The 20056-nt window shown below is 66.7% G+C and carries 25 protein-coding genes and 2 pseudogenes; 25 read left to right on the plus strand and 2 right to left on the minus strand.

Going from position 1 to position 20056, the window contains the following annotated elements:
* Nucleotides 1-66: 66 nt before the first annotated feature.
* Nucleotides 67-828 (minus strand): hypothetical protein, encoded by a 762-nt coding sequence (locus NY08_RS22505; RefSeq protein ID WP_179272857.1) that lies wholly within the window; start codon nt 826-828, stop codon nt 67-69.
* 111 nt (nt 829-939) lie between these two features.
* On the opposite strand from NY08_RS22505, the pseudogene NY08_RS22510 reads away from it, so the two are divergent.
* The 10 genes and pseudogenes from NY08_RS22510 to NY08_RS22550 all read left to right on the plus strand — a co-directional run.
* Nucleotides 940-1194, plus strand: a pseudogene (locus NY08_RS22510) (Ppx/GppA phosphatase family protein); the annotation flags it as partial.
* Nucleotides 1191-2345: a hypothetical protein gene (locus NY08_RS22515; protein ID WP_045198900.1), complete on the plus strand. Its 1155-nt coding sequence runs from the start codon at nt 1191-1193 to the stop codon at nt 2343-2345. The pseudogene NY08_RS22510 and the gene NY08_RS22515, both read left to right, overlap by 4 nt.
* 12 nt (nt 2346-2357) lie before the next feature.
* Nucleotides 2358-3200: a sugar phosphate isomerase/epimerase family protein gene (locus tag NY08_RS22520; RefSeq protein ID WP_045198902.1), complete on the plus strand. Its 843-nt coding sequence runs from the start codon at nt 2358-2360 to the stop codon at nt 3198-3200.
* Nucleotides 3201-3222: 22 nt separating this feature from the next.
* Nucleotides 3223-4080 carry a thioesterase family protein gene (locus NY08_RS22525; protein ID WP_045198904.1) on the plus strand — a complete coding sequence of 286 codons (858 nt, stop codon included), beginning with the start codon at nt 3223-3225 and terminating at the stop codon, nt 4078-4080.
* Nucleotides 4081-4099: 19 nt separating this feature from the next.
* The gene (gene proC, locus NY08_RS22530) at nt 4100-4915 is read left to right on the plus strand and encodes a pyrroline-5-carboxylate reductase (RefSeq protein WP_045200984.1); all 816 of its coding nucleotides are present in this window, start codon (nt 4100-4102) and stop codon (nt 4913-4915) included.
* 127 nt (nt 4916-5042) lie between these two features.
* Nucleotides 5043-5279: a helix-turn-helix domain-containing protein gene (locus NY08_RS22535; protein ID WP_008713658.1), complete on the plus strand. Its 237-nt coding sequence runs from the start codon at nt 5043-5045 to the stop codon at nt 5277-5279.
* 204 nt (nt 5280-5483) lie between these two features.
* A complete protein-coding gene (locus NY08_RS25695) occupies nt 5484-5585 on the plus strand; it encodes a 30S ribosomal protein bS22 (protein WP_003402602.1) in 102 nt (33 codons plus the stop codon).
* A gap of 144 nt (nt 5586-5729) precedes the next feature.
* Nucleotides 5730-6857, plus strand: coding sequence for an NAD-dependent epimerase/dehydratase family protein (locus tag NY08_RS22540; RefSeq protein ID WP_256981153.1), 1128 nt, complete (start codon nt 5730-5732; stop codon nt 6855-6857).
* Nucleotides 6854-7903 (plus strand): lysophospholipid acyltransferase family protein, encoded by a 1050-nt coding sequence (locus NY08_RS22545; RefSeq protein WP_045198911.1) that lies wholly within the window; start codon nt 6854-6856, stop codon nt 7901-7903. Before NY08_RS22540 ends, NY08_RS22545 begins: the two co-directional genes overlap by 4 nt.
* Nucleotides 7904-7925: 22 nt before the next feature.
* Nucleotides 7926-8414, plus strand: coding sequence for a GNAT family N-acetyltransferase (locus NY08_RS22550; RefSeq protein WP_045200986.1), 489 nt, complete (start codon nt 7926-7928; stop codon nt 8412-8414).
* Between the two features lie 19 nt (nt 8415-8433).
* Here NY08_RS22550 and NY08_RS22555 read toward each other — a convergent pair whose 3' ends face one another.
* Nucleotides 8434-9369: an HAD family hydrolase gene (locus NY08_RS22555; RefSeq protein WP_045200988.1), complete on the minus strand. Its 936-nt coding sequence runs from the start codon at nt 9367-9369 to the stop codon at nt 8434-8436.
* 205 nt (nt 9370-9574) lie between these two features.
* Between NY08_RS22555 and NY08_RS22560 the strand changes: the two genes are divergently transcribed.
* The 15 genes and pseudogenes from NY08_RS22560 (at nt 9575) to NY08_RS22625 (ending at nt 19930) form a co-directional block, all read left to right on the plus strand.
* Nucleotides 9575-9856, plus strand: a complete 282-nt coding sequence (locus NY08_RS22560; RefSeq protein ID WP_032393880.1) for a glutaredoxin family protein — start codon at nt 9575-9577, stop codon at nt 9854-9856.
* 156 nt (nt 9857-10012) lie between these two features.
* Nucleotides 10013-10842, plus strand: a pseudogene (locus tag NY08_RS22565) (redox-sensing transcriptional repressor Rex).
* On the plus strand, nt 10839-12251 hold the full coding sequence (locus tag NY08_RS22570) for a glutamyl-tRNA reductase (protein ID WP_032393882.1): 1413 nt from the start codon (nt 10839-10841) through the stop codon (nt 12249-12251). Before NY08_RS22565 ends, NY08_RS22570 begins: the two are co-directional and overlap by 4 nt.
* A complete protein-coding gene (gene hemC, locus NY08_RS22575; RefSeq protein ID WP_045198913.1) occupies nt 12248-13225 on the plus strand; it encodes a hydroxymethylbilane synthase in 978 nt (325 codons plus the stop codon). Before NY08_RS22570 ends, hemC begins: the two co-directional genes overlap by 4 nt.
* A complete protein-coding gene (locus NY08_RS26155; protein ID WP_156516050.1) occupies nt 13218-13388 on the plus strand; it encodes a hypothetical protein in 171 nt (56 codons plus the stop codon). The genes hemC and NY08_RS26155 overlap by 8 nt, the downstream gene beginning before the upstream one ends.
* Entirely contained in the window at nt 13385-14947 is a 1563-nt protein-coding gene (locus NY08_RS22580; protein WP_032401867.1) for a uroporphyrinogen-III synthase, read from the plus strand. Before NY08_RS26155 ends, NY08_RS22580 begins: the two co-directional genes overlap by 4 nt.
* A 49-nt stretch (nt 14948-14996) precedes the next feature.
* Complete coding sequence (hemB, locus tag NY08_RS22585; RefSeq protein WP_045198919.1) at nt 14997-15971, plus strand: porphobilinogen synthase; 975 nt, start codon at nt 14997-14999, stop codon at nt 15969-15971.
* Entirely contained in the window at nt 15968-16606 is a 639-nt protein-coding gene (locus tag NY08_RS22590) for a hypothetical protein (protein WP_052683915.1), read from the plus strand. Before hemB ends, NY08_RS22590 begins: the two co-directional genes overlap by 4 nt.
* 97 nt (nt 16607-16703) lie before the next feature.
* Nucleotides 16704-16877 carry a hypothetical protein gene (locus tag NY08_RS26160; protein WP_155290783.1) on the plus strand — a complete coding sequence of 58 codons (174 nt, stop codon included), beginning with the start codon at nt 16704-16706 and terminating at the stop codon, nt 16875-16877.
* A gap of 71 nt (nt 16878-16948) precedes the next feature.
* Nucleotides 16949-17389 (plus strand): hypothetical protein, encoded by a 441-nt coding sequence (locus NY08_RS22600; RefSeq protein ID WP_052683916.1) that lies wholly within the window; start codon nt 16949-16951, stop codon nt 17387-17389.
* 52 nt (nt 17390-17441) lie between these two features.
* Nucleotides 17442-17867: a hypothetical protein gene (locus NY08_RS22605; protein ID WP_045200992.1), complete on the plus strand. Its 426-nt coding sequence runs from the start codon at nt 17442-17444 to the stop codon at nt 17865-17867.
* Nucleotides 17864-18115 carry a hypothetical protein gene (locus NY08_RS22610; protein WP_032393889.1) on the plus strand — a complete coding sequence of 84 codons (252 nt, stop codon included), beginning with the start codon at nt 17864-17866 and terminating at the stop codon, nt 18113-18115. Before NY08_RS22605 ends, NY08_RS22610 begins: the two co-directional genes overlap by 4 nt.
* A 16-nt stretch (nt 18116-18131) precedes the next feature.
* Complete coding sequence (locus NY08_RS22615) at nt 18132-18413, plus strand: metal-sensitive transcriptional regulator (RefSeq protein ID WP_032393890.1); 282 nt, start codon at nt 18132-18134, stop codon at nt 18411-18413.
* 20 nt (nt 18414-18433) lie between these two features.
* Nucleotides 18434-18637 carry a heavy-metal-associated domain-containing protein gene (locus tag NY08_RS22620; RefSeq protein WP_032394170.1) on the plus strand — a complete coding sequence of 68 codons (204 nt, stop codon included), beginning with the start codon at nt 18434-18436 and terminating at the stop codon, nt 18635-18637.
* A 117-nt stretch (nt 18638-18754) separates the two neighbouring features.
* On the plus strand, nt 18755-19930 hold the full coding sequence (locus NY08_RS22625) for a PQQ-dependent sugar dehydrogenase (protein WP_082074076.1): 1176 nt from the start codon (nt 18755-18757) through the stop codon (nt 19928-19930).
* Nucleotides 19931-20056 lie beyond the last annotated feature (126 nt).

The raw sequence follows: 20056 nt of genomic DNA on the forward strand, positions 1-20056 counted from the left end.
TGCGGCAGGTGAGCGCTGAGCCTGCGGCATGTGAGCGGAAATTCGTAGTGGGCTACGAAGTTTCGCTCACGTGCGGCGCAGCCGCTCCGCCTCACGAGTGGCGGGATGCACCGCGATCAGACCGAGACCCCGGCGACGCTTGCACAGCGACGCCAGTTCGTCGTACGCAGCCTTGCCGAGCAGCTCGGTCAACTCCGGCTTGTAGGACTCGAACACCTGCTTCGATCCGACGTGCGCGTCGGGCGAGCCCGAGCAGTACCAGTGCAGATCGAGACCACCCTCGCCCCAGCCGCGTCGGTCGTACTCACCGATCGTGGTCTTGAGAATCTCGGAGCCGTCCGGCCGCGTCACCCAGTCCTGAGTACGCCGGATCGGCAGCTGCCAGCACACGTCGGGTTTGACCTCGAGCGGTTCGATGCCCTTGCGCAGTGCCATCGAGTGCAGCGCGCACCCGATTCCGCCCTCGAACCCGGGTCGGTTCTGGAAGATGCAGGCACCTTTGTAGCGCCGCGTACGCAGCGACTGCTCGTCGTCGAGATCGTCGTATTCGACGTACCCCTTCTTGCCGAGACCCTTGTCCATGAGCTGCCAGTCCTGGGGGGTGAGCAACTTCACCGACTCGTCGAGCTTGCGCTTGTCGTCGTCGTCGGACAGGAACGCGCCGTGGGAGCAGCACCCGTCGTCGGGCCTGCCCTCGACGGTTCCCTGACATGCCGGAGTCCCGAACACGCAGGTCCAGTTGGACAACAACCACGTCAGATCCGCGACGATGAGGTGTTCCGAATTGTCGGGGTCGGGGAACTCGACCCATTCTCGAGGGAAATCCATCTCGACCTCTGCAGCGAACGGCTGCTGCTCACGACCTGCTGTCACAAACGACGACGGTAGACCCAGTACCGTGGGCATGTGCGAATAGGGGTGCTCGACGTCGGTGCAGACGCGGCTCGAGTCAACTCCTCGAGGCAACTCGTAGCGTTCGTATCGCGGATCATGGCGGCCGACCGTGCAGAATCGGTAGGTGTCAGCGCCGACGGGTCGCCACAACTGGCGGCCGGGGCTCTGGTCGCGGAGGCGAGCATGCGGGCATCGACAACGGAGTCACTCGAGATATGCCCGTGGGCGCTGAAGGAAGGTTTGATGTTGAGGAAGCTGGACCCCGAAACCGACGGCGATCTGGTGGGGAGTTCGAGATGAGCGACACCAACCCGGAGGACACCGGACAGATCTCGGTTGCCGAACTCTTGGCCCGAAACGGTCAGAAGACGAACCTGAGCGCGGGCGGTCGCCGTCGCCGTGGCGTCAAGGGCGGCATCTCCGTCGCCGAGCTGACCGGTGAGATCCCCGTCGTTCGTGACGAGCCCGGCAACCGCAGCGCCCCGGTTGTCGAGACCCCGGCCCCCGACGAGCCCGAGCCGGAGACGTCCGACGTCGCTCCGGCAGCGCCGCAGAGCAACGATGCGGCCGAGGACTCTGCACCCGCCGCCGTCTCCTCGCGGCCACAGCCGGCTCGGCCGCAGAGCACTCGCCCCACCCCGTTCCAACCGGCAGGCAAGCGCGAGAAGCAGCAGCCGGAGCCGGAACTGTTGTCCGGTTCCACCACGGTTGCCGGTGACCTGCTGAACCGCTCGCACGACGACACCGAACGCGCCAGGCACCCGGTGGCACCGACGTCGGCTGCGACGCCGACGTCGGATCGGCTTCCGTACGGATCCACCCCGGCCGAGCAGGGTCGGACCCGCAAGCCGGTTGGCTTCCGCGCACCGCGGCAGGTCGAGGTGGCCGAGCCGAACACCGATGTCGCTCCGCGAGCAGCGGTCGTCGACGTCGACGACCTGACCAAGACCGTGGTGTCGCCGCGCCTCGCGCGCGTCGAGGACACGACAGCTGAGTCGGCGGGGGTCGAGACGTCCGCCGCCACCGAGGTCGTCGATCTCGTGAAGCCGGGGATCGACGACGAGCCGAAGACCGCGACCGATGTCGAGACCGACACGGCAACCGACGACGCACCGGACGCGGAGGCCGACAGCGCGACTGCGGCCTCGCGCACCGATCGCCGGGCAGCGGCGGTCAAGGGCAAGGGCGGTGCCGTCCGGCAATGGCTGGTGCTGATCGGTCAGGCCGTGGTGTCGATCGCTGTCGGCGCGCTGCTGTTCAAGGGCTTCGAGCAACTGTGGGACGTGCTGCCGTGGGTCGCGCTGGTGCTGTCGGTCCTGGTCATCGTCGGGCTCGTCGCAGTGGTGAGAATTCTGCGGCGCACCGACGATCTGATGTCGATCGTCATCGCGATCGCCGTCGGTGTCTTCGTCACGCTCGGTCCGCTCGCCTTCCAGCTCAGTACCGGCTGAGCCGGCACGCCGATGGGTGCGCAGCGAATTCGGGTGGGACTGTCCACGGCCTCGGTCTACCCGCAGAACACCGAGGCGGCGTTCCGGTACGCGGCTGAGCTCGGGTACGACGGCATCGAGCTGATGGTGTGGGCCGAGTCGGTCAGTCAGGACGTCGACGCGGTGGCCGCGCTCTCGCGGGAGTACTCGATGCCGGTGCAGGCCATCCACGCGCCGTGCCTGCTGATCTCGCAGCGAGTGTGGGGATCGGATCCGGTCGCCAAACTCGCCCGTTCGGTCGAGGCGGCCGAGAAGCTGGACTCGGCGACGGTCGTGGTGCACCCACCGTTCCGGTGGCAGCGCAAGTACAGCGACGGCTTCGCCGATCAGGTCGCCGAACTCGAAGCGAACTCCCACGTTGTGGTCGCCGTCGAGAACATGTTCCCGATGCGGGCCGACCGCTTCTTCGGGCGCAAGGAGAAATCCGCACAGCGACTCGAACGACGCGGTGGTCCGGGCGCAGCCCTGTCGGCGTTCTCGCCGTCGTACGACCCGACCGACGTCGGCCACGATCACTACACGCTCGACCTCTCGCACACCGCCACCGCAGGCTCGGACGCGCTCGAGATGCTCGACCGGATGGGCGAGGGCATCGCGCACCTGCATCTGGCCGACGGCCGGGGCGCATCGGTCGACGAGCATCTGATCCCCGGTCACGGCAGCCAGCCGTGTGTCGAGGTGTGCACCGAACTGGTGCGCCGCGGCTTCGAAGGTCAGGCAGTGATCGAGATCAACACGCAGAACGCGCGCACGGTCCCCGAACGATCGTCGATGCTCGGACAAGCACTGCAGTTCTCCCGCGCACACCTGTCCTGAGGCCGCCGGTAAGTTGTCGTCAATGAGTTCCGCCAGCCCCTTCAAGGCCGCCACCACCCTGACCGCGCTCGAGGTCGACGCCGACACCGCATCGTTCGCGGGCGCGATCGACTCCACCTGGACCATCGGTCCCAAGGTGCACGGCGGCGCGATGCTCGCGGTCTGCGCCGCAGCAGCGCGTCAGCAGATCGTAGGGACCGACCCGGAGCAGGCCGAGATCCAGCCGCTCGCAGTGAGCGTCAGCTACCTGGCCGCACCCGATCCCGGCGAGGTAGCGCTGACGACCATCGTGCGCAAGCGCGGTCGCCAGGTCTCCCACGTCGACGTCGAGCTCACCCAGGCCGGACGCGTTGCCGTGCGGGCGGTGGTGACCCTCGGTCGTCCGGACTCCGACGAACCCCACCACGAGACACCGACGTCGTTGTCGTCGATGGCCGTCGAACCTCCCGCCGAGACACTCGCGGTGGCAGGCGATCATCCGATGGCGTCCGTCGTGCACGTCGCCAAGGGCTGCGAAATGCGTATCGACGCATCGTCGGCGTCGTTCCTGACCGGTCAGCAGGGCGAGGCGGAGATTCGATTGTGGGTGCGCCCCTTCGCGGGCGACGAGGCCGACGTCGACACCGCCGTGCTGTTCGCGCTGATGACCGGAGACATCTCGGCCCCAGTGACCATGAACCGCGGAATGTTCGGTTGGGCTCCGACCGTGCAGCTGACGACCTACCTGCGACGCCGTCCGGCACCGGGGTGGCTGCGCGTGGCGGCGACCAGCACCGTCATCGGCAGCACCTGGTTCGAGGAGGACCACGTGGTGCTGGATTCGACCGGTGCCGTCGTGGTGCAGAGCAGACAGTTGGCGATGGTGCCGCGCTCGAACTGACATGGCAGGCTTGGCGTCCATGACGAGAATTGCAGTGATCGGCGGCGGACGGATCGGCGAGGCGTTGATTGCGGGACTCCTCGAGTCCGGCCACGCTGTGCGCGATCTGGTGGTCGCCGAGAAGTCCGAGGCCCGCGCCAAGGAGATCGCCGAGGAATTCGGAGTACTGACCACCACCGTCGGCGACGCATCCGAGGGTGCCGACGTGATCGTGCTGGCGGTCAAGCCGGCCGACGTCGAAGCGGCACTGAACGAGATCACGAAGATCGAACTCGACGGCGATCGCGAACAACTCATCGTCTCGCTGGCCGCAGGCGTCCCCACCGCCAAGTTCGAGCCCAAGCTCCCCGCCGGTTTCCCGGTCGTTCGGGTCATGCCCAACACCCCGATGTTGGTGGGGGAGGGCGTCAGCGTGTTGGCACCGGGCAAGTACGCCCGCGCCGAGCACCTCGAACTGGTGCGCTCGATCCTCTCGGCCGTCGGCAAGGTAATCGTGGTCAAGGAGAATCAGCTCGACGCCGTGACGGCCGTGTCCGGCTCCGGCCCGGCCTATTTCTTCCTGGTGGCCGAGGCCATGATCGACGCGGGAGTAGGCCTGGGATTGAGCCGCGACGTGGCGTCGGCGCTCGTGGTTCAGACGATGGTGGGGTCGGGGGCGATGCTCGATCGCTCCGACGAGAGCGCGAGCGAGCTCCGATACGCCGTGACTTCTCCGGGCGGAACCACCGCCGCTGCGGTGCGCGAACTGGAGAGAAACGGCCTCCGAGCAGCGTTTTTCGATGCCCTCGGTGCCGCGAATGCCCGATCCGTTGAGATGGGCATCACAGCAGAATAAAAAATCTTTTCCCCACTCCCGTCGCAGTAACCCCATCTGTCCCTATAGGCTCGGGGGCAGCACGTGCGTGTCTGTTCGGCAGGAGGGGAAGCCTGCCGCATGAGACGTGCCGGAGGTATGTGGATTGATGGCGTCTATAAACAAGCCGTCCAAGGGTTCGTCCCCGGACGGTCAACCGGCTCTGGCCGGAACGCAGTTCCTCACGGTCGCCGAAGTGGCGACGCTGATGAGGGTTTCGAAAATGACCGTGTACCGACTGGTGCACGGCGGAGAATTGCCCGCCGTACGAGTGGGTCGATCTTTTCGTGTGCACGCCAAGGCGGTCCACGACTATCTCGAGACCTCGTACTTCGACGCAGGCTAGTAGTGCACGTGGGGCCGGTTTCGTAAGTCCTGGTTCACACCGGTAGGATTGGCGCTCGTCGTGCCAGCCAGCCGGTGTGTAGCCGTGGGCGAGTACGTGGCCCCAGCGCCAGCTCGGTGACCGCAGCCCCAGGGCTTGGTTGTCAGGTAGGCGTACGCAAACGGCGTGCGCGAAAACGCTAGAGAAGAACGTGAGGACACCCGCATGGGTTCAGTGATCAAGAAGCGTCGCAAGCGCATGTCGAAGAAGAAGCACCGCAAGCTGCTTCGTCGTACCCGCGTGCAGCGCAGGAAACTCGGCAAATAAGCCTGCCGTCATCTGCTTCACGAAGAAGCCCGTCACCGTCGGTGGCGGGCTTCTTCCGTTCGAAGAACGGGCTTTGCTTCTCACCCACCCGGACACCTGCTGATCCAGTAGGCTTTGCAGCGGAACCGACGTTGGGGGTGCGCAGTGAGTCCGAGCGATCGTGGATCGACCGCGCCCCGAGTGGTCCTCGTGACCGGAGCGAGTCGATTCCTCGGCGGTTACCTCGTCACCAGGCTGGCCCAGAATCCGAACGTCGAGCGCGTCATCGCCGTCGACGCCGTGTCTCCGAGCAAGGATCTGCTGCGCCGGATGGGTCGCGCAGAATTCGTCCGCGCCGACATTCGTAATCCGCTGATCGGCAAAGTGATTCGCAATGCTGGCGTCGATACCGTCGTGCACGCAGCGACCGTCGCCAAGCCTCCGAAATCCGGTGGCCGCGCGACGATGAAGGACCTCAACGTCATCGGCGCGATGCAGCTGTTCGCGGTCTGCCAGAAGTCACCGACCGTCGAGAGGGTCGTACTGCGTTCGTCGTCCTCGGTGTACGGCTGCAGCGCGAAGGACCCCGTGCAATTCACCGAGGAGATGAGTGCCCGACGCCCCCCGAGCGGTGCGTACGCGCGGGACACGATCGACATCGAGGGATACCTACGTGGCCTCGGCCGTCGACGACCGGACATCGCGGTGTCGATCCTGCGCATGGCACCGCTGATCGGTCCGCGACTGAACGGCACCATCTCGCGCTACATGACCTCGCCGCTGATCCCCAGCATCGTCGGTCGCGACGCCCGCATGCAGTTGCTGCACGAAGAGGACGCCCTGGCTGCCCTCGAGCGCGCCACTCTCGGCGGGTCGGCGGGCACGTTCAACATCGGAGCCGACGGCACGATCATGCTCTCCCAGGCGATTCGCCGAGCCGGCCGCGTTCAGGTGCCGGTACCGTTCCCCCTCTTCAAGAGCGTCGGCCGCGCCCTGATGGGCGGCATGATGCGCGAGTTCACCACCGAGCAACTCGACTACTTCCACTTCGGCTGCGGACTCGACACCACCCGCATGCGGTCCGTCCTGGGATTCGAGCCGCGGTGGACCACGGTTCAGGCATTCGACGACTTCGTCCGAGGCGCAGCGCTGCGGCCGGTCATCAGAACCGAATGGGTGGACAGCGTCGAGGATCGACTGGTCTCGGCCGTCGAGACGGGCGCGTCCACGGCGCGTGCACTGGCAGCACTGCCGCGTTCCGGAGCGGTACGTAGTTCGGGAGGGGACGGGTGAGCGAAGTGGCCAAAGTGATTCCATTGCACGGCGGCACCTCGGGACGCTCGGCCCGAGCGGCTGCGGGCTCGCGTGAGCGGCACCCCTCCGCCTACACCGATCCCCGAGAGCCGACGCCGTTGCTGGACCCGGCGCCTACCGCCGCATCGACCGTGACGCCGTCGATACCGGCTCCGCTGCTGTCGATGATCGACGACACCAAGTCCACGATCGTCGACCAGATCTCCTCGGTCGCCGAGTTCGTACGCAGGCGGCTGGCCGGTGACTACAGCGTCGACGAGTTCGGCTACGACCCGCACTTCGCCGACGCGATCTGGCTTCCGTTGCTGCGGCCGCTGTTCGACAAGTGGTTCCGCGTCGAGGTCAAAGGCATCGAGAACATTCCGTCCGACGGCGGCGCACTGGTCGTTGCCAACCATGCAGGCGTGGTGCCCGTCGATGCGTTGATGGCGTCGGTCGCCGTGCGCGATCACCACCCGGCGCACCGGCCCCTGCGAATGTTGGCCGCCGACATGGCATTCGAGATGCCCGGCGTCGGCACGATCGCCCGCAAGGCCGGGCACACGCTGGCCTGCAACCCCGACGCCGAGCGTCTGCTGCGTACCGGCGAGGTCGCCGCGGTGTTCCCCGAGGGGTTCAAGGGCATCGGCAAACCGTTCAGTGAGCGCTACAAGTTGCAGCGATTCGGCCGCGGCGGATTCGTCTCGGCTGCATTGCGGACGGGTGTGCCGATCATCCCGTGCTCCATCGTCGGCTCGGAGGAGATCTACCCCAAGATCGGCGACATCGCACCGCTGGCCCGACTGATGGGAATGCCCTACTTTCCGGTCACGCCCTTCTTTCCGCACCTCGGTCCGCTGGGTCTGATTCCGATGCCGTCCAAGTGGTACATCGAATTCGGCAAACCGATCCCCACCGACGGGTACGACTCCACCGCGTTCGAGGATCCGATGGTGCTGTTCGAGTTGACCGACCACGTCCGCGAGACCATCCAGCACACGCTGTATCGACTGCTTGCCAAGAGGCGCAACGTCTTCCTGGGTTAGACGCTCGGGTTACCCTGTGGCAGTGCATATCCGCGACACCACCGCTGCCGATCTACCCGAGATTCTCGACATCCACAACGATGCGGTCGCCAACACCACCGCCATCTGGGACGAGGAACAGGTCGATCTCGCCGATCGCACGGCCTGGTTCGAGGGCCGGATCGCCGCGGGATACCCGGTCCTCACCGCAGAGGTCGACGGACGGGTGGCCGGATACGCGTCGTACGGGCAGTGGCGGGTCAAGAGCGGCTATCGGCATTCGGTGGAACACTCGGTGTACATCCACCGAGACTTCTACCGTCGCGGACTGGCCAGTGCGCTCCTGAGCGAACTGATCGAGCGGGCCGAGGCGAGCGAGGTGCACGTGCTGGTCGGGTTCATCGAATCCGAGAACACCACGTCGATCGCACTGCACGAGAAACTCGGGTTCGTCACCGTCGGGCAGATGCCGCAGGTGGGCGTGAAGTTCGGTCGCTGGCTGGACCTGACGCTGATGCAGCTCACGCTCTGACCGTCGTCACCGGGATGGATCAGGACTTGCGACGGCCGATCACCGCGGCGAGCCCACCGCCCACCGCTCCCAGGGCCAACGCCGTGGGCACTCCGATCTTGGCTGCCTTGCGTCCGGTGCGGTAGTCGCGGATCTCCCAACCCCGGTTCTTGGCCAGCTCACGCAGGTCGGTATCGGGGTTGATCGCCACGGCGGTGCCGACCAGGGAGAGCATCGGCACATCGTTGTGGCTGTCCGAGTACGCGGTGCAGCGCTTGAGGTTGAGACCTTCGCGCACCGCCAGCGAACGCACCGCGTGCGCCTTACCGATGCCGTGCAGGATGTCGCCGACCAGACGGCCGGTGAACACCCCGTCCTTGCTCTCGGCGACCGTTCCCAGAGCCCCGGTCAAGCCGAGGCGCTTGGCGATGATCTGGGCCAGTTCGAGAGGAGTGGCCGTCACCAGCCAGACCTGCTGACCGGCGTCGAGGTGCATCTGCGCGAGAGCCCGGGTACCGGCCCAGATCTTGTCCGCGATCAACTCGTCGTAGATCTCCTCACCGAGCCGGGTCAGCTCCGAGGTGGGACGGCCGGTGATGAACGAGAGCGCCTTCTCGCGGCCACTGGCCACGTCCTCGCTGTTCTCCTTGCCGCTGACCCTGAATTTGACCTGCTGCCAAGCGAATTGGGCCAGATCGCCGCTGGTGAAGTACTTTCGCGCGGCCAACCCGCGAGCGAAGTGAATGATCGACGCGCCCTGCACCATCGTGTTGTCCACGTCGAAGAAGGCGGCAGCAGTCAGATCCCGCGGAACGGCCGCCTCGGACTCGATCTGCAACGCCAGGGCGGCATCGGCACTGGCCTGGCCTGCCACGTTGGCGCGGACCTCGGCGTCGGTCGGACCGAATGGATTGCGAATCCTGCGGATGCGGCGTTTGAACTGCTTGTCCTCGCTCGGATCGTTGGTATCGACCATGTCGATATCGGGCGTGTTCTCGATCGGCAGGTCTGTTCCCCCGTCGCTCACCATGTCCACCTCCCAGTCGAGTCGCTCGCCGCAAGCCTAGTCGGGGTCGTCCGGACGACAGGCGAAGGGCAGTACTGCGCGCCCGTCGTTCGGCCCCCGATCGGACCGGGGACTGTGACCTTCGTCTCCACCGAGCTCGTGTCACAGTGGATTCATGCAGACGACTCCCACCGGCGTGGCTCTTCTCACCCGCGCAGGCTGCCATTCCTGCACGCACGCGTTCGAGGTCTTGAGCGAGGTGTGCCGCGAATTCGACGTGCCGGTCACCGTCGTCGACGTCGACGAGGCTGCAGCGGAATCGCCTGACCTGCGTGCGGAGTACGGGGATCGAGTGCCCGTGGTGCTCCTCGACGGCATCGAACACAGTTACTGGGAGGTAGACGTGCCGCGGTTGCGAGCCGATCTCACCCGGGCAGGACACCCTAAGAACGTGTGATTGCTCTCGCGTGTGCAGGTGAGGGCCGGTGTGCGCAACTTTGTTCATTCGTTCACAAGCAGTTACCGTGGTGTGAACAGCGTCCGTGAAATAGACACGAACGCAGGATCAGCGTGAAGACCGGCATCGACGCCGTTCGGACGAGGAGCCCCAGACGTGACCGAAGAGCGCCCGTCGCCCAGCGGCGTAGAGCGGGTCATCCCTCAGGCTACGGTCACCCGTCTGGCGACGTACCTGCGGGTCCTCTCCATCCTCGCAGACGAGGGCGTTCTCATCGTCTCCAGTGAAGAACTGGCCACCGCAGCAGGCGTCGGATCGGCCAAACTCCGCAAGGATCTGTCCTTTCTCGGCCCCAACGGCGTTCGCGGAGTCGGCTACGACGTGGCGCGCCTGCGCGCCAAGATCGACAGCGCACTCGGACTCGATCGCGGCCATCGCGTCGTCCTGGCCGGAGTCGGCAACCTCGGACAGGCGCTGGCCGGCTACGGCGGATTCGCCCGACGCGGCTTCACGATGGTCGGACTGTTCGACAACGACCCGGCGCGCGTCGGCATCGACATCGACGGACTGACCGTCCGGCACGTCGACGAACTCGTGGTCGCCTGCCGTGAACTCGAAGCCACTATCGGCGTCATCGCCACCCCCGACGAATCCGTGCACAGCGTCGCCGAGCAACTCGTCTCCGGTGGCGTCGAATCCATCCTGAGCTTCTCGCCGATGGTTCTCGACGTCCCCGAGCATGTCGAGGTGCGGCGCGTGGACCTGGCAGTGGAGATGCAGGTGCTCTCCTTCAACAGCTCCCGCAACGTCTCGGGACCGACCGACATCGACGGTCCGGCCATCGTCACCGCCCCCCGGCCGCAGCCGGTATCGCCGCCCCGCTCACCTCAACGGCACGCCTCGGCCGCAGTCACGGCCCGCGCATCGCCGGCAATCCAAGCCCAGTCAACAGTTCGACAAGAAACGGATCGGTGATTGCACCGTGAGTGTCCTTCTCGTCGGGATTTCGCACCGTAGCGCTCCCGTCGCAGTTCTCGAGCGTGTCGCCATCACGGACACCGATCGCCCGAAACTGACCGACAAGCTGATGGCCAGCGGAAGCATCTCCGAGGTCATGGTGGTGTCCACCTGCAACCGGGTCGAGATCTACGCCGTAGTCGACGCCTTCCACGGCGCGCTGACCGCCGTCGGCGAAGTTCTCGGCGAACACTCGGGGCTCGAGATCGCGGACCTGACCAAGCACGCGTACGTCCGCTACAGCGAGGCCGCTGTCGAGCACCTCTTCGCCGTGGCCAGTGGCCTCGACTCGATGGTCATCGGCGAGCAGCAGATCCTCGGCCAGATCCGTTCGGCCTACGCCGCCTCGGACGGCCAGCAGGCCTCGGGCCGCGTGATGCACGAACTGGCTCAGCAGGCCCTGCGCGTGGGCAAGCGCGTGCACAGCGAAACCGGAATCGACGCCGCCGGAGCCTCGGTGGTCTCGGTCGCCCTCGACCGCGCCGCCGACAAGTTCGACGGCTCCCTCGCCGGCCGCAAGGCCGTCGTCCTCGGAGCCGGAGCGATGGGCGGCCTCGCCGTCGCCCACCTCGGCCGCGCAGGCATCGGCGCGCTGACAGTCGTCAACCGCACCCGTGAGCGAGCCGACCACCTGGCCGAGAACGCCGTCTCCAACGGGATCGCAGCAACCTCGGTCGCCATCGAGGACCTGGCCGACGCAGTCGCCGAGGCCGACATCCTCCTCACCTGTACCGGAGCGGTGGGGGCCGTGGTCTCCATCGCCGACGCCCACCTCGCGCTCGCCCGCCGCGGCTCGGATCGACCGTTGGTGATCTGCGACCTCGGTCTGCCGCGCGACGTCGACGCCGCGGTGTCGGGTCTGCCGGGCGTCACCGTCTTCGACATGGAGTCCCTGCAGCGCGATCCTGCTGCCGGTGCCGCGGCCAACGACGCGTCGGCCGCCCGCGAGATCGTCTCCAGTGAACTCTCGGGTTACCTTGCCGGACAACGACTTGCCGAGGTCACCCCCACCGTCACGGCGCTGCGCCAGCGCGCTGCCGAGGTGGTCGAGGGAGAGCTGCTCCGTCTCGAATCGCGACTGCCAGGGCTCGACTCGCCGCAGCGCGACGAGGTGGCGCGCACCGTGCGCCGCGTCGTGGACAAGCTCCTGCATTCGCCCACCGTGCGGGTCAAGCAGCTCGCCAGCACACCGGGTGGAGATTCCTATGCCGCTGCGCTGCGGGAGTTGTTCGAGCTGAGCCCCGGCTCGGTCGATGCCGTCGCCACACCCATGGAGATCGGCTCGCTGGAACTGGTGGACGATTTCACCGCCAGCCGCACCGATCTACGCTCGGACTCCTACCCCGGCGGAACCACCGGTCAGGAGCGTGCCGAATGACCGCCGTCGTCAAGATCGGTACTCGCGGAAGTCTTCTCGCGACCACCCAGGCCGATACCGTTCGGGTGGCCCTGGCCGCAGCCGGAGTCGAAGCGGAACTGGTGATCGTCAAGACAGCGGGCGACCTGTCTGCTGCTCCCGTGCAGACGATCGGCGTCGGTGTCTTCACCGCGGCGCTGCGTGAGGCGCTGGCCGACGGCACCGTCGACATCGCCGTCCACTCGTACAAGGATCTGCCGACTGCGGCCGACGACCGGTTCACCATCGCCGCCATCCCCGCTCGCGAGGACCCGCGCGATGCCCTGGTCGCCCGTGACGGTCTGGTTCTCGGCGAGCTACCGGCCGACGCGAAGGTGGGTACGTCCGCACCCCGACGCATCGCTCAATTGCACGCTCTCGGACAGGGATTGGACGTCCGTCCGCTGCGCGGCAACCTCGACACCCGGATCGGCAAGGTGGCCTCGGGCGAGCTCGACGCCGTCATCGTCGCCCGCGCCGGACTGGCCCGTATCGGTCGGTTGGATGTCGTCACCGAAGCGCTCGACCCGGTGCAGTTGCTCCCGGCACCCGCACAGGGCGCGCTGGCAGTCGAATGTCGCGTCGAGGACACCGATCTGGTGACCGCAATCGCCACCCTCGACGACGCACACTCGCGCGCCGCGGTAGCAGCCGAACGCGGACTGCTGGCCGAACTCGAAGCCGGCTGCACCGCTCCGGTCGGCGCAATCGCCGAGGTCGTCGAATCCATCGACGAGGACGGTCGCATCTTCGACGAACTGTCCTTGCGGGGCTGCGTCGCCGCGATCGACGGCAGCGACACCATCCGCGCGTCGATCGTCGGATCACCCGACCGAGCCGAGGAGCTGGGCCGGGAATTGGCCCGCGAATTGCTCGATCTCGGTGCGCGCGAACTCGTTTCAGTCACCGAACCAGCGCAGGCCGGTTCTCAGGTACAGGGTGGATCTCATGTCTAGGGCCATAACGGCACCCGTCCGCGGACGCGCCAAACGCAAGGCGACTCGTCCGGTGGTGCGAAGAGAGTCGATCGCCACCGCTCGACTGATTCCGAAACGGGGCACCGCAACCCCGATAGAACTGCAGTACCCACACAAGACAGCACTGGAGAACAACCGATGAGCCCAGTCCGCAAGAACACCAACGGACGGATCCTGTTCGTGGGATCCGGGCCGGGTGACCCGGCTCTGCTCACGGTCCGGGCACGGGAAGTGCTCGGAGCGGCCGAGCTCGCATTCACCGATCCCGACGTCGACAAGGGCGTCACAGCGCTCGTCGGTGCCGATGTCCCCAGGGACGCGGAGACGGGCGAGAACGGTGTCGAGGTTCGTCCGGCACTCGGTGAGCCTGCCGAGGTCGCCAAAACGCTTCTCGCCGAAGCCAAGAACGGCCACGACGTGGTTCGCCTGGTCTCCGGTGATCCGCTCACGACCGACTCGGTGATCGCCGAGGTCAGTGCTGTCGCTCGCACCCACGTGCCGTTCGAGGTGCTTCCCGGCCTGCCCGCAGGATCGGCCGTCCCCAGCTACGCCGGAATGGCACTCGGTTCGGGTCACACCGAGGCCGATGTCCGCGGCGAGGTCGACTGGGCAGCGCTCGCTGCTGCTCCCGGCCCGCTGGTGCTGCACGCGACGTCGGGTCACCTGGCCGAAACCGCCAGTGCCCTCGTCGAACACGGATTGGCACCGCAGACGCCTGCAGCCATCACCGTTCGTGGCACCACCCGTCAGCAGCGGACGGTCGAGGCCACCCTCGCCACCCTGAACGACGCCGGATCCGAGCTCGTCGGTTCCCTCGTCGTCACCGTGGGCAAGGTCGTCTCGGGCCGAAACAAGATGTCCTGGTGGGAATCTCGTGCACTGTACGGCTGGACCGTGCTGGTGCCGCGCACCAAGGACCAGGCCGGCGAGATGAGCGATCGCCTCGTCACCCACGGAGCCATCCCCATCGAGGTTCCGACCATCGCCGTCGAGCCCCCGCGCAGCCCGGCCCAGATGGAACGGTCCGTCAAGGGCCTGGTCGACGGTCGATACCAATGGGTCGTCTTCACCTCCACCAACGCCGTGCGCGCCGTGTGGGAGAAGTTCGAGGAGTTCGGTCTCGACGCTCGCGCGTTCTCCGGCGTCAAGATCGCGTGTGTCGGTGAAGCAACCGCGGCGAAGGTGCGTTCGTTCGGCATCAACCCCGAGTTGGTGCCGTCGGGTGAGCAGAGCTCGCTCGGACTGCTCGAAGACTTCCCGCCGTACGACGAGGTGTTCGACCCGGTCAACCGAGTCCTTCTTCCCCGCGCCGACATCGCCACCGAAACCCTCGCCGAGGGTCTGCGTGAGCGCGGCTGGGAAATCGACGACGTCACCGCGTACCGCACCGTCCGGGCAGCACCGCCCCCCGCCGAGACCCGCGAGATGATCAAGACCGGCGGCTTCGACGCAGTGTGCTTCACGTCGAGCTCCACCGTCCGGAACCTGGTCGGCATCGCCGGAAAGCCGCACGCTCGTACCCTGGTGGCGTGCATCGGCCCCAAGACCGCCGAGACGGCCGTCGAATTCGGTCTGCGCGTGGATGTGCAGCCCGAGTCGGCACAGGTCGGACCGCTGGTCGAGGCTCTCGCCGAGCACGCGGCCCGCCTGCGGGCCGAGGGCGCACTGCCCCCGCCGCGCAAGAAGTCGCGCCGCCGGTAACTCGGCCGCCGATCTCACGCTCAGCACACCCGGTCCGTAAGGAGTTCGCTTGTTCCCCACCGACCGTCCCCGACGCCTGCGCCGCACCCCGGCACTGCGTCGACTCGTGGCCGAGACCTCGCTCGAGGCACGGCATCTGGTGCTGCCGATGTTCGTGGCCGACGGCATCACCGAGCCGCGGGCCATCGGCTCGATGCCGGGAGTGTTCCAGCACACGCTGGATTCGCTCAGTGCTGCCGCCGAGGAGGCCGTCTCGGCAGGCGTCGGCGGCGTCATGCTGTTCGGAGTACCGAGACCCGAGGACAAGGACGAAACCGGCTCGGGGGCAACCGACCCGGACGGAATCCTCAATCGCGGCCTGGCGCGGCTGAAGGCCGACCTCGGGGATTCGACGGTCATCATGGCCGATACCTGCCTGGACGAGTTCACCTCCCACGGGCACTGCGGAGTCCTGGGGGAGAACGGTTCCATCGACAACGACGCCACCCTGCTGCGCTACGTCGACATGGCCGTCGCGCAGGCGGAGTCCGGTGCGCACCTGCTCGGACCCAGCGGAATGATGGACGGGCAGGTCGGGGCCATTCGCGCCGGACTCGACGCTGCCGGCCACGTCGAGGTCGGTCAGCTGGCGTACTCGGCGAAGTACGCCTCGGCGTTCTACGGACCGTTCCGCGAAGCAGTGGGGTCCTCGTTGCAGGGCGATCGCCGGACGTACCAACAGGATGCAGCCAACCGCCGCGAGGCCACCCACGAGGTGGAGCTCGATCTCGCCGAGGGTGCCGACATGGTGATGGTCAAGCCGGCGATGTCGTATCTCGATATTCTTCGCGACGTCGCCGAGATGTCACCGGTTCCGGTTGCGGCGTATCAGATCTCCGGGGAATATGCCATGATCACCGCCGCCGCTCAGAACGGGTGGATCGACCGCGACGCAGCGGTGCTGGAATCGCTCGTCGGCATTCGACGCGCCGGTGCTGATGTCGTACTGACCTATTGGGCTACCGAAGTGGCGGGCTGGTTGTGAACGAATTTCCTCCGAACAACAACCCGGACGGCACCAACCCAGACAGCAACAGGCCGGGTAACCCACCGCCGCAGCCGGATTGGCAGCGCTGGGAGCTCGAGCACGGGTTCCCTCAGACAGGACCGGAGCTCGAGCCGACCCCGCGTCCGGCGCCCGTCGACGTAGAGACCGCACGCCACCTGTGGTGGGGAGTGGCGCTGATCGGGGCGCTCTCGGCGCTGTTCTCGGTGTGGACGCTGTTCGGTGCGCGCGAGGAATTCGCGCAGTCCCTGCTCGACGACCTCGCGGCGCAGGACGCGGCCGCCGACATGACGGTGGAGTCCACGCAGTCGATGGTGACGGTGATGCTCGTCGTCACGGTGTTCGTGGTCATCGGTTTCGGGGCGTTGTTCCTGCTCTGGGTAGAGCGAATGCGCGCAGGCAAGATGTGGGCGCGCATGCTGCTCACCATCATCGGATCGTTCACCGTGTTCACCATGATCCTCGAACTGTTCGCCATTGCGTCGAGCGCAGGAGCAATGAACATCGTGATGAGTGTGCTCGGCATCGGCCAGGGAGTGCTGGCCGCCGGGGCGATCTATCTGATGCACCGTCGGGAATCCAACGAATACTTCGTCGCTTCGGGGCAGTGGTAGTTTTCAGAACTCGATAGTTTTGGGCGCGTTCGAGGCTGCGGTACCGGCTGTGTGACTAGCATCACTGTCGATATCGTCTCGAGTGATCGGAACCGACATGGCAGAGCACACCCCTGCAGCAGCGAGCATCACGCAGCCGACCGCAGCACCGGCCGTCGATCGCGAGCCCTGTCCCGCCGAGAGCGGTCGCCCCGGCTGGGCCCTGCTCGGGCTGCTGCTCGCCGTCTCGGCCGCCATCGCGATCATGGCACTGGGAATTTCTGCAGGCTGAGCACGTCGCGTCGGCGCGGAAATCTCTGCCGGCCGAACGCACAGCTCGCCCCCGGTGGCAGGATGTCTGGCGTGAGCGCAGACACCGACACACCGATCGCCCGGCCCCGAGTGGTTTCCGCCGCCTACTGGCTGTGGCTGACCTCCGCGGTGCTGCTGATCGTCGTGTGCATGATCGCCCTGACGCTCCCCGCCGACCAGATCCGCGCGTCGTTCACCACCGGCGGTGCGACGGACGAACAGGTCGATTCCTTCCTGACTGTCTTTCGTGGACTCGGCGTGATCTTCGGTGTGGTCGGGCTGGCCGTCGGCCTGATGTCGGGCCCGGTCCGGGGCGGAGATCGCCGTTTCCGACGCGCCCTGGTCGCCCTGTCCGGAGCCGCCGCGCTGCTGCTGACCTTCGCCGCGCTGGTGTTCCCGTTCGTGCTGCTGGTGATCACGGTCGCGTTGGTGGTCGCAGCGGTCCTGGTCTACCGGCCGTCGGCACGGGAGTGGTTCGTCCGTGAGCAGTGATACCCCCGCCGACGAGACCGTGCTCTTCCACGAGCCCGGTGGCCGGTGGCGGATGCTGGCCTGGGGGCCGGTGTTCTGCCTCGTGGTACTCGCGGTCGAGCTCGCATCAGGACCGGTGGTCCACTGGTTCGCTCTCGCTCTCTTCTCGCTGATTCTCGTCGGTTTCACGTACGTCCAGCTCCGCGCCGCGCGGATGCACGTCAGCGTCGAACTCACCACCCGTCGGCTGCGCCAGGGAACCGAGACCGTCGACCTCGACGAGATCGACGACATTCTGCCCCCTGCCGAGTACGCCGACGGCGAATACGAGCCGAAGAAGTGGGAGACCGCGCGGGTACTCGGCGAGCTGTCGGGCGTCCCGCGCAAGCGGCACGGCATCGGGCTGCGTCTGGTGGGCGGCGGACTGGTGCAGGCCTGGGCGAAGGACGACGACGGTCTGCGCGCGGCTCTCGAAACGGCGAAGCGGGAGTACCTGTGAGGAAGTCCCTCGGGTGGGCGGAGTTGGTGCTGGCTCTGCTCGCGGTGATCGGAGCGGTCGCGTGCTGGAACGCCGGGGTGCGCACCACGGAGTTTCCCGCGGTTCCGGAGGTGTCCCCGGCATATTCGGGGACGTTCTACTCGGGGTCCTGGATCGCGCTGGCCGCTCTCGCCGCCATCGTGGCCGGACTGCTGACGGTCGACGGCGTCCGTCGACTCGTGTCCGGAGGCGCACCCCCTACCGGGTAGGGGTATCATGGCCGGTATGAGCAGCTACAGCGCCGAGCAGGACGACCTGCTGAAGCGATTGCGTCGTATCGAGGGCCAAGTGGCCGGGATATCGAGAATGGTCGCAGACGATCGCTACTGCATCGACGTTCTCACCCAGGTGTCCGCGGTGACCAAGGCTCTGCAGTCGGTGTCGTTGAAGCTGCTCGACGCCCACCTCGCTGGATGCGTGGTGGAAGCCGCGAAACACGGCGGACCCGAGGCGGACGCGAAAGTGAAAGAGGCCTCCGAGGCCATCGCGCGCCTGGTTCGTTCCTGACTCGAGAGGGAAGAGTGAAGATGCAGACGACATATTCGGTCGAGGGCATGACGTGCGGGCACTGCGCCGCATCGGTGACGGAAGAAGTATCGGAGATCTCGGGAGTCACCGGCGTCGACGTCGATGTGGATTCCGGTGCGGTCGTGGTGAGCAGCGATTCGACGCTCGACACCGCGGCGGTGGACGCCGCAGTCGCCGAAGCCGGGTATCGACTGGTGTCCTGACGCACTCGGTCGGTGGTTCGGAAGTCGCGAAAACGGTGATACCGGAAAAATGGGACTCATCGAACATCGTCAGGAGCGCTCGTGAAGAAACCTGTCACCGGCGCAGCCGTCCTCGCCATGAGCGTCGCCCTGGTGGCGGCCTGTTCGGCGGACACCACCGACCAGGGCAGTAGCGCAGAGCCGAGCGAGTCGTCCGCGACCGCGTCGCAGAGCTCTTCCGACGCTGCTCCCTCCCCGGCCGCGCCTGCCGGGCCGCTGCCGAACCTGTCGGTCACCACCGTGCTCGATGGCCTCGACAAACCGTGGGACGTGGTGGTCGCTCCCGATGGAACGGTGCTGACGGGGGAGCGCTCCGGCCGGTTCGTCATCCGCGACTCGGCCGGAGTCCAGCGTGAACTGAATGCGGACCTCGGCGATCTCTACGCCGCCGGTGAGACCGGACTGATGGGGATCGCACTGGCTACCGATTTCGCTGCGTCGCGAACGATCTACACCTGTCAGGGTGTGCGCGGCGACGACGGTAACCACATCGGCGTCATGTCGTGGACCGTGGACCCGCAGTGGACGGCCCTCACGCGCACCGGCACCCTCGTCGACGACATTCCCGTTGCCGACGGCGGGCGTCACGGTGGCTGCCGCATCCTGGCCCATCCCGACGGCACGCTGTACATCGGCACCGGGGACACGGCGAGCCCCACTGTTCCTCAGGATCGAAACTCACTGGGCGGCAAGGTGTTACACGTCAACACAGACGGCGCCGCCGCAGCCGATGCCCCGGATCGGATCTTCACTCTCGGTCATCGCAATGTGCAGGGATTGGCGATCCGTCCCGGAACCGACCAGATCTTCGAGGTCGAGCAGGGGACGAGCCGAGACGACGAGCTGAACCTGTTGGTGCCGGGCGGCAACTACGGTTACCGCCCCGATCGACGGTCGTCGGTCTACGACGAATCGGTCCCCATGACCGACCCCGACCGGGTTCCCGGTGCCCTGCCCGCAGTGTGGAGTTCGGGTGATCCCACCATCGCCACCCCCGACGTCACGTTCACCGACGGTGAGCAGTGGGGTTCCTGGAACGGTGCGGCGGTGATCTCGAGTCAGCAGGGCGAGAAGCTCGTCTTCCTGGCACTGTCAGACGACGGAACCGAGTACGTCGCCGAGGCCGAGGCACTGGAGGGCACGTACGGCAGGCTGCGGTCGCTGACCCCCTTCGGAAGCGACGGCGGCTTTCTGCTCACCACCGACAACGGCTCCGACGACCAGGTGCTGCTCGTCACCCCCGAGGTCGGCTGACCAGGGGTTGCCGCCACTACGTGGGACGGAGGATTGCCGGGGATTCGTTCTGCTGCCGGGAACCGAATCGCGTCATGAGTCGGCGGTTTGCCCGAAGAGTGTGTTTAAGATCATGTGATACCGGTC

Origin of the sequence: Rhodococcus sp. B7740, from assembly GCF_000954115.1 — a bacterium.
Lineage (GTDB): Bacteria > Actinomycetota > Actinomycetes > Mycobacteriales > Mycobacteriaceae > Rhodococcoides.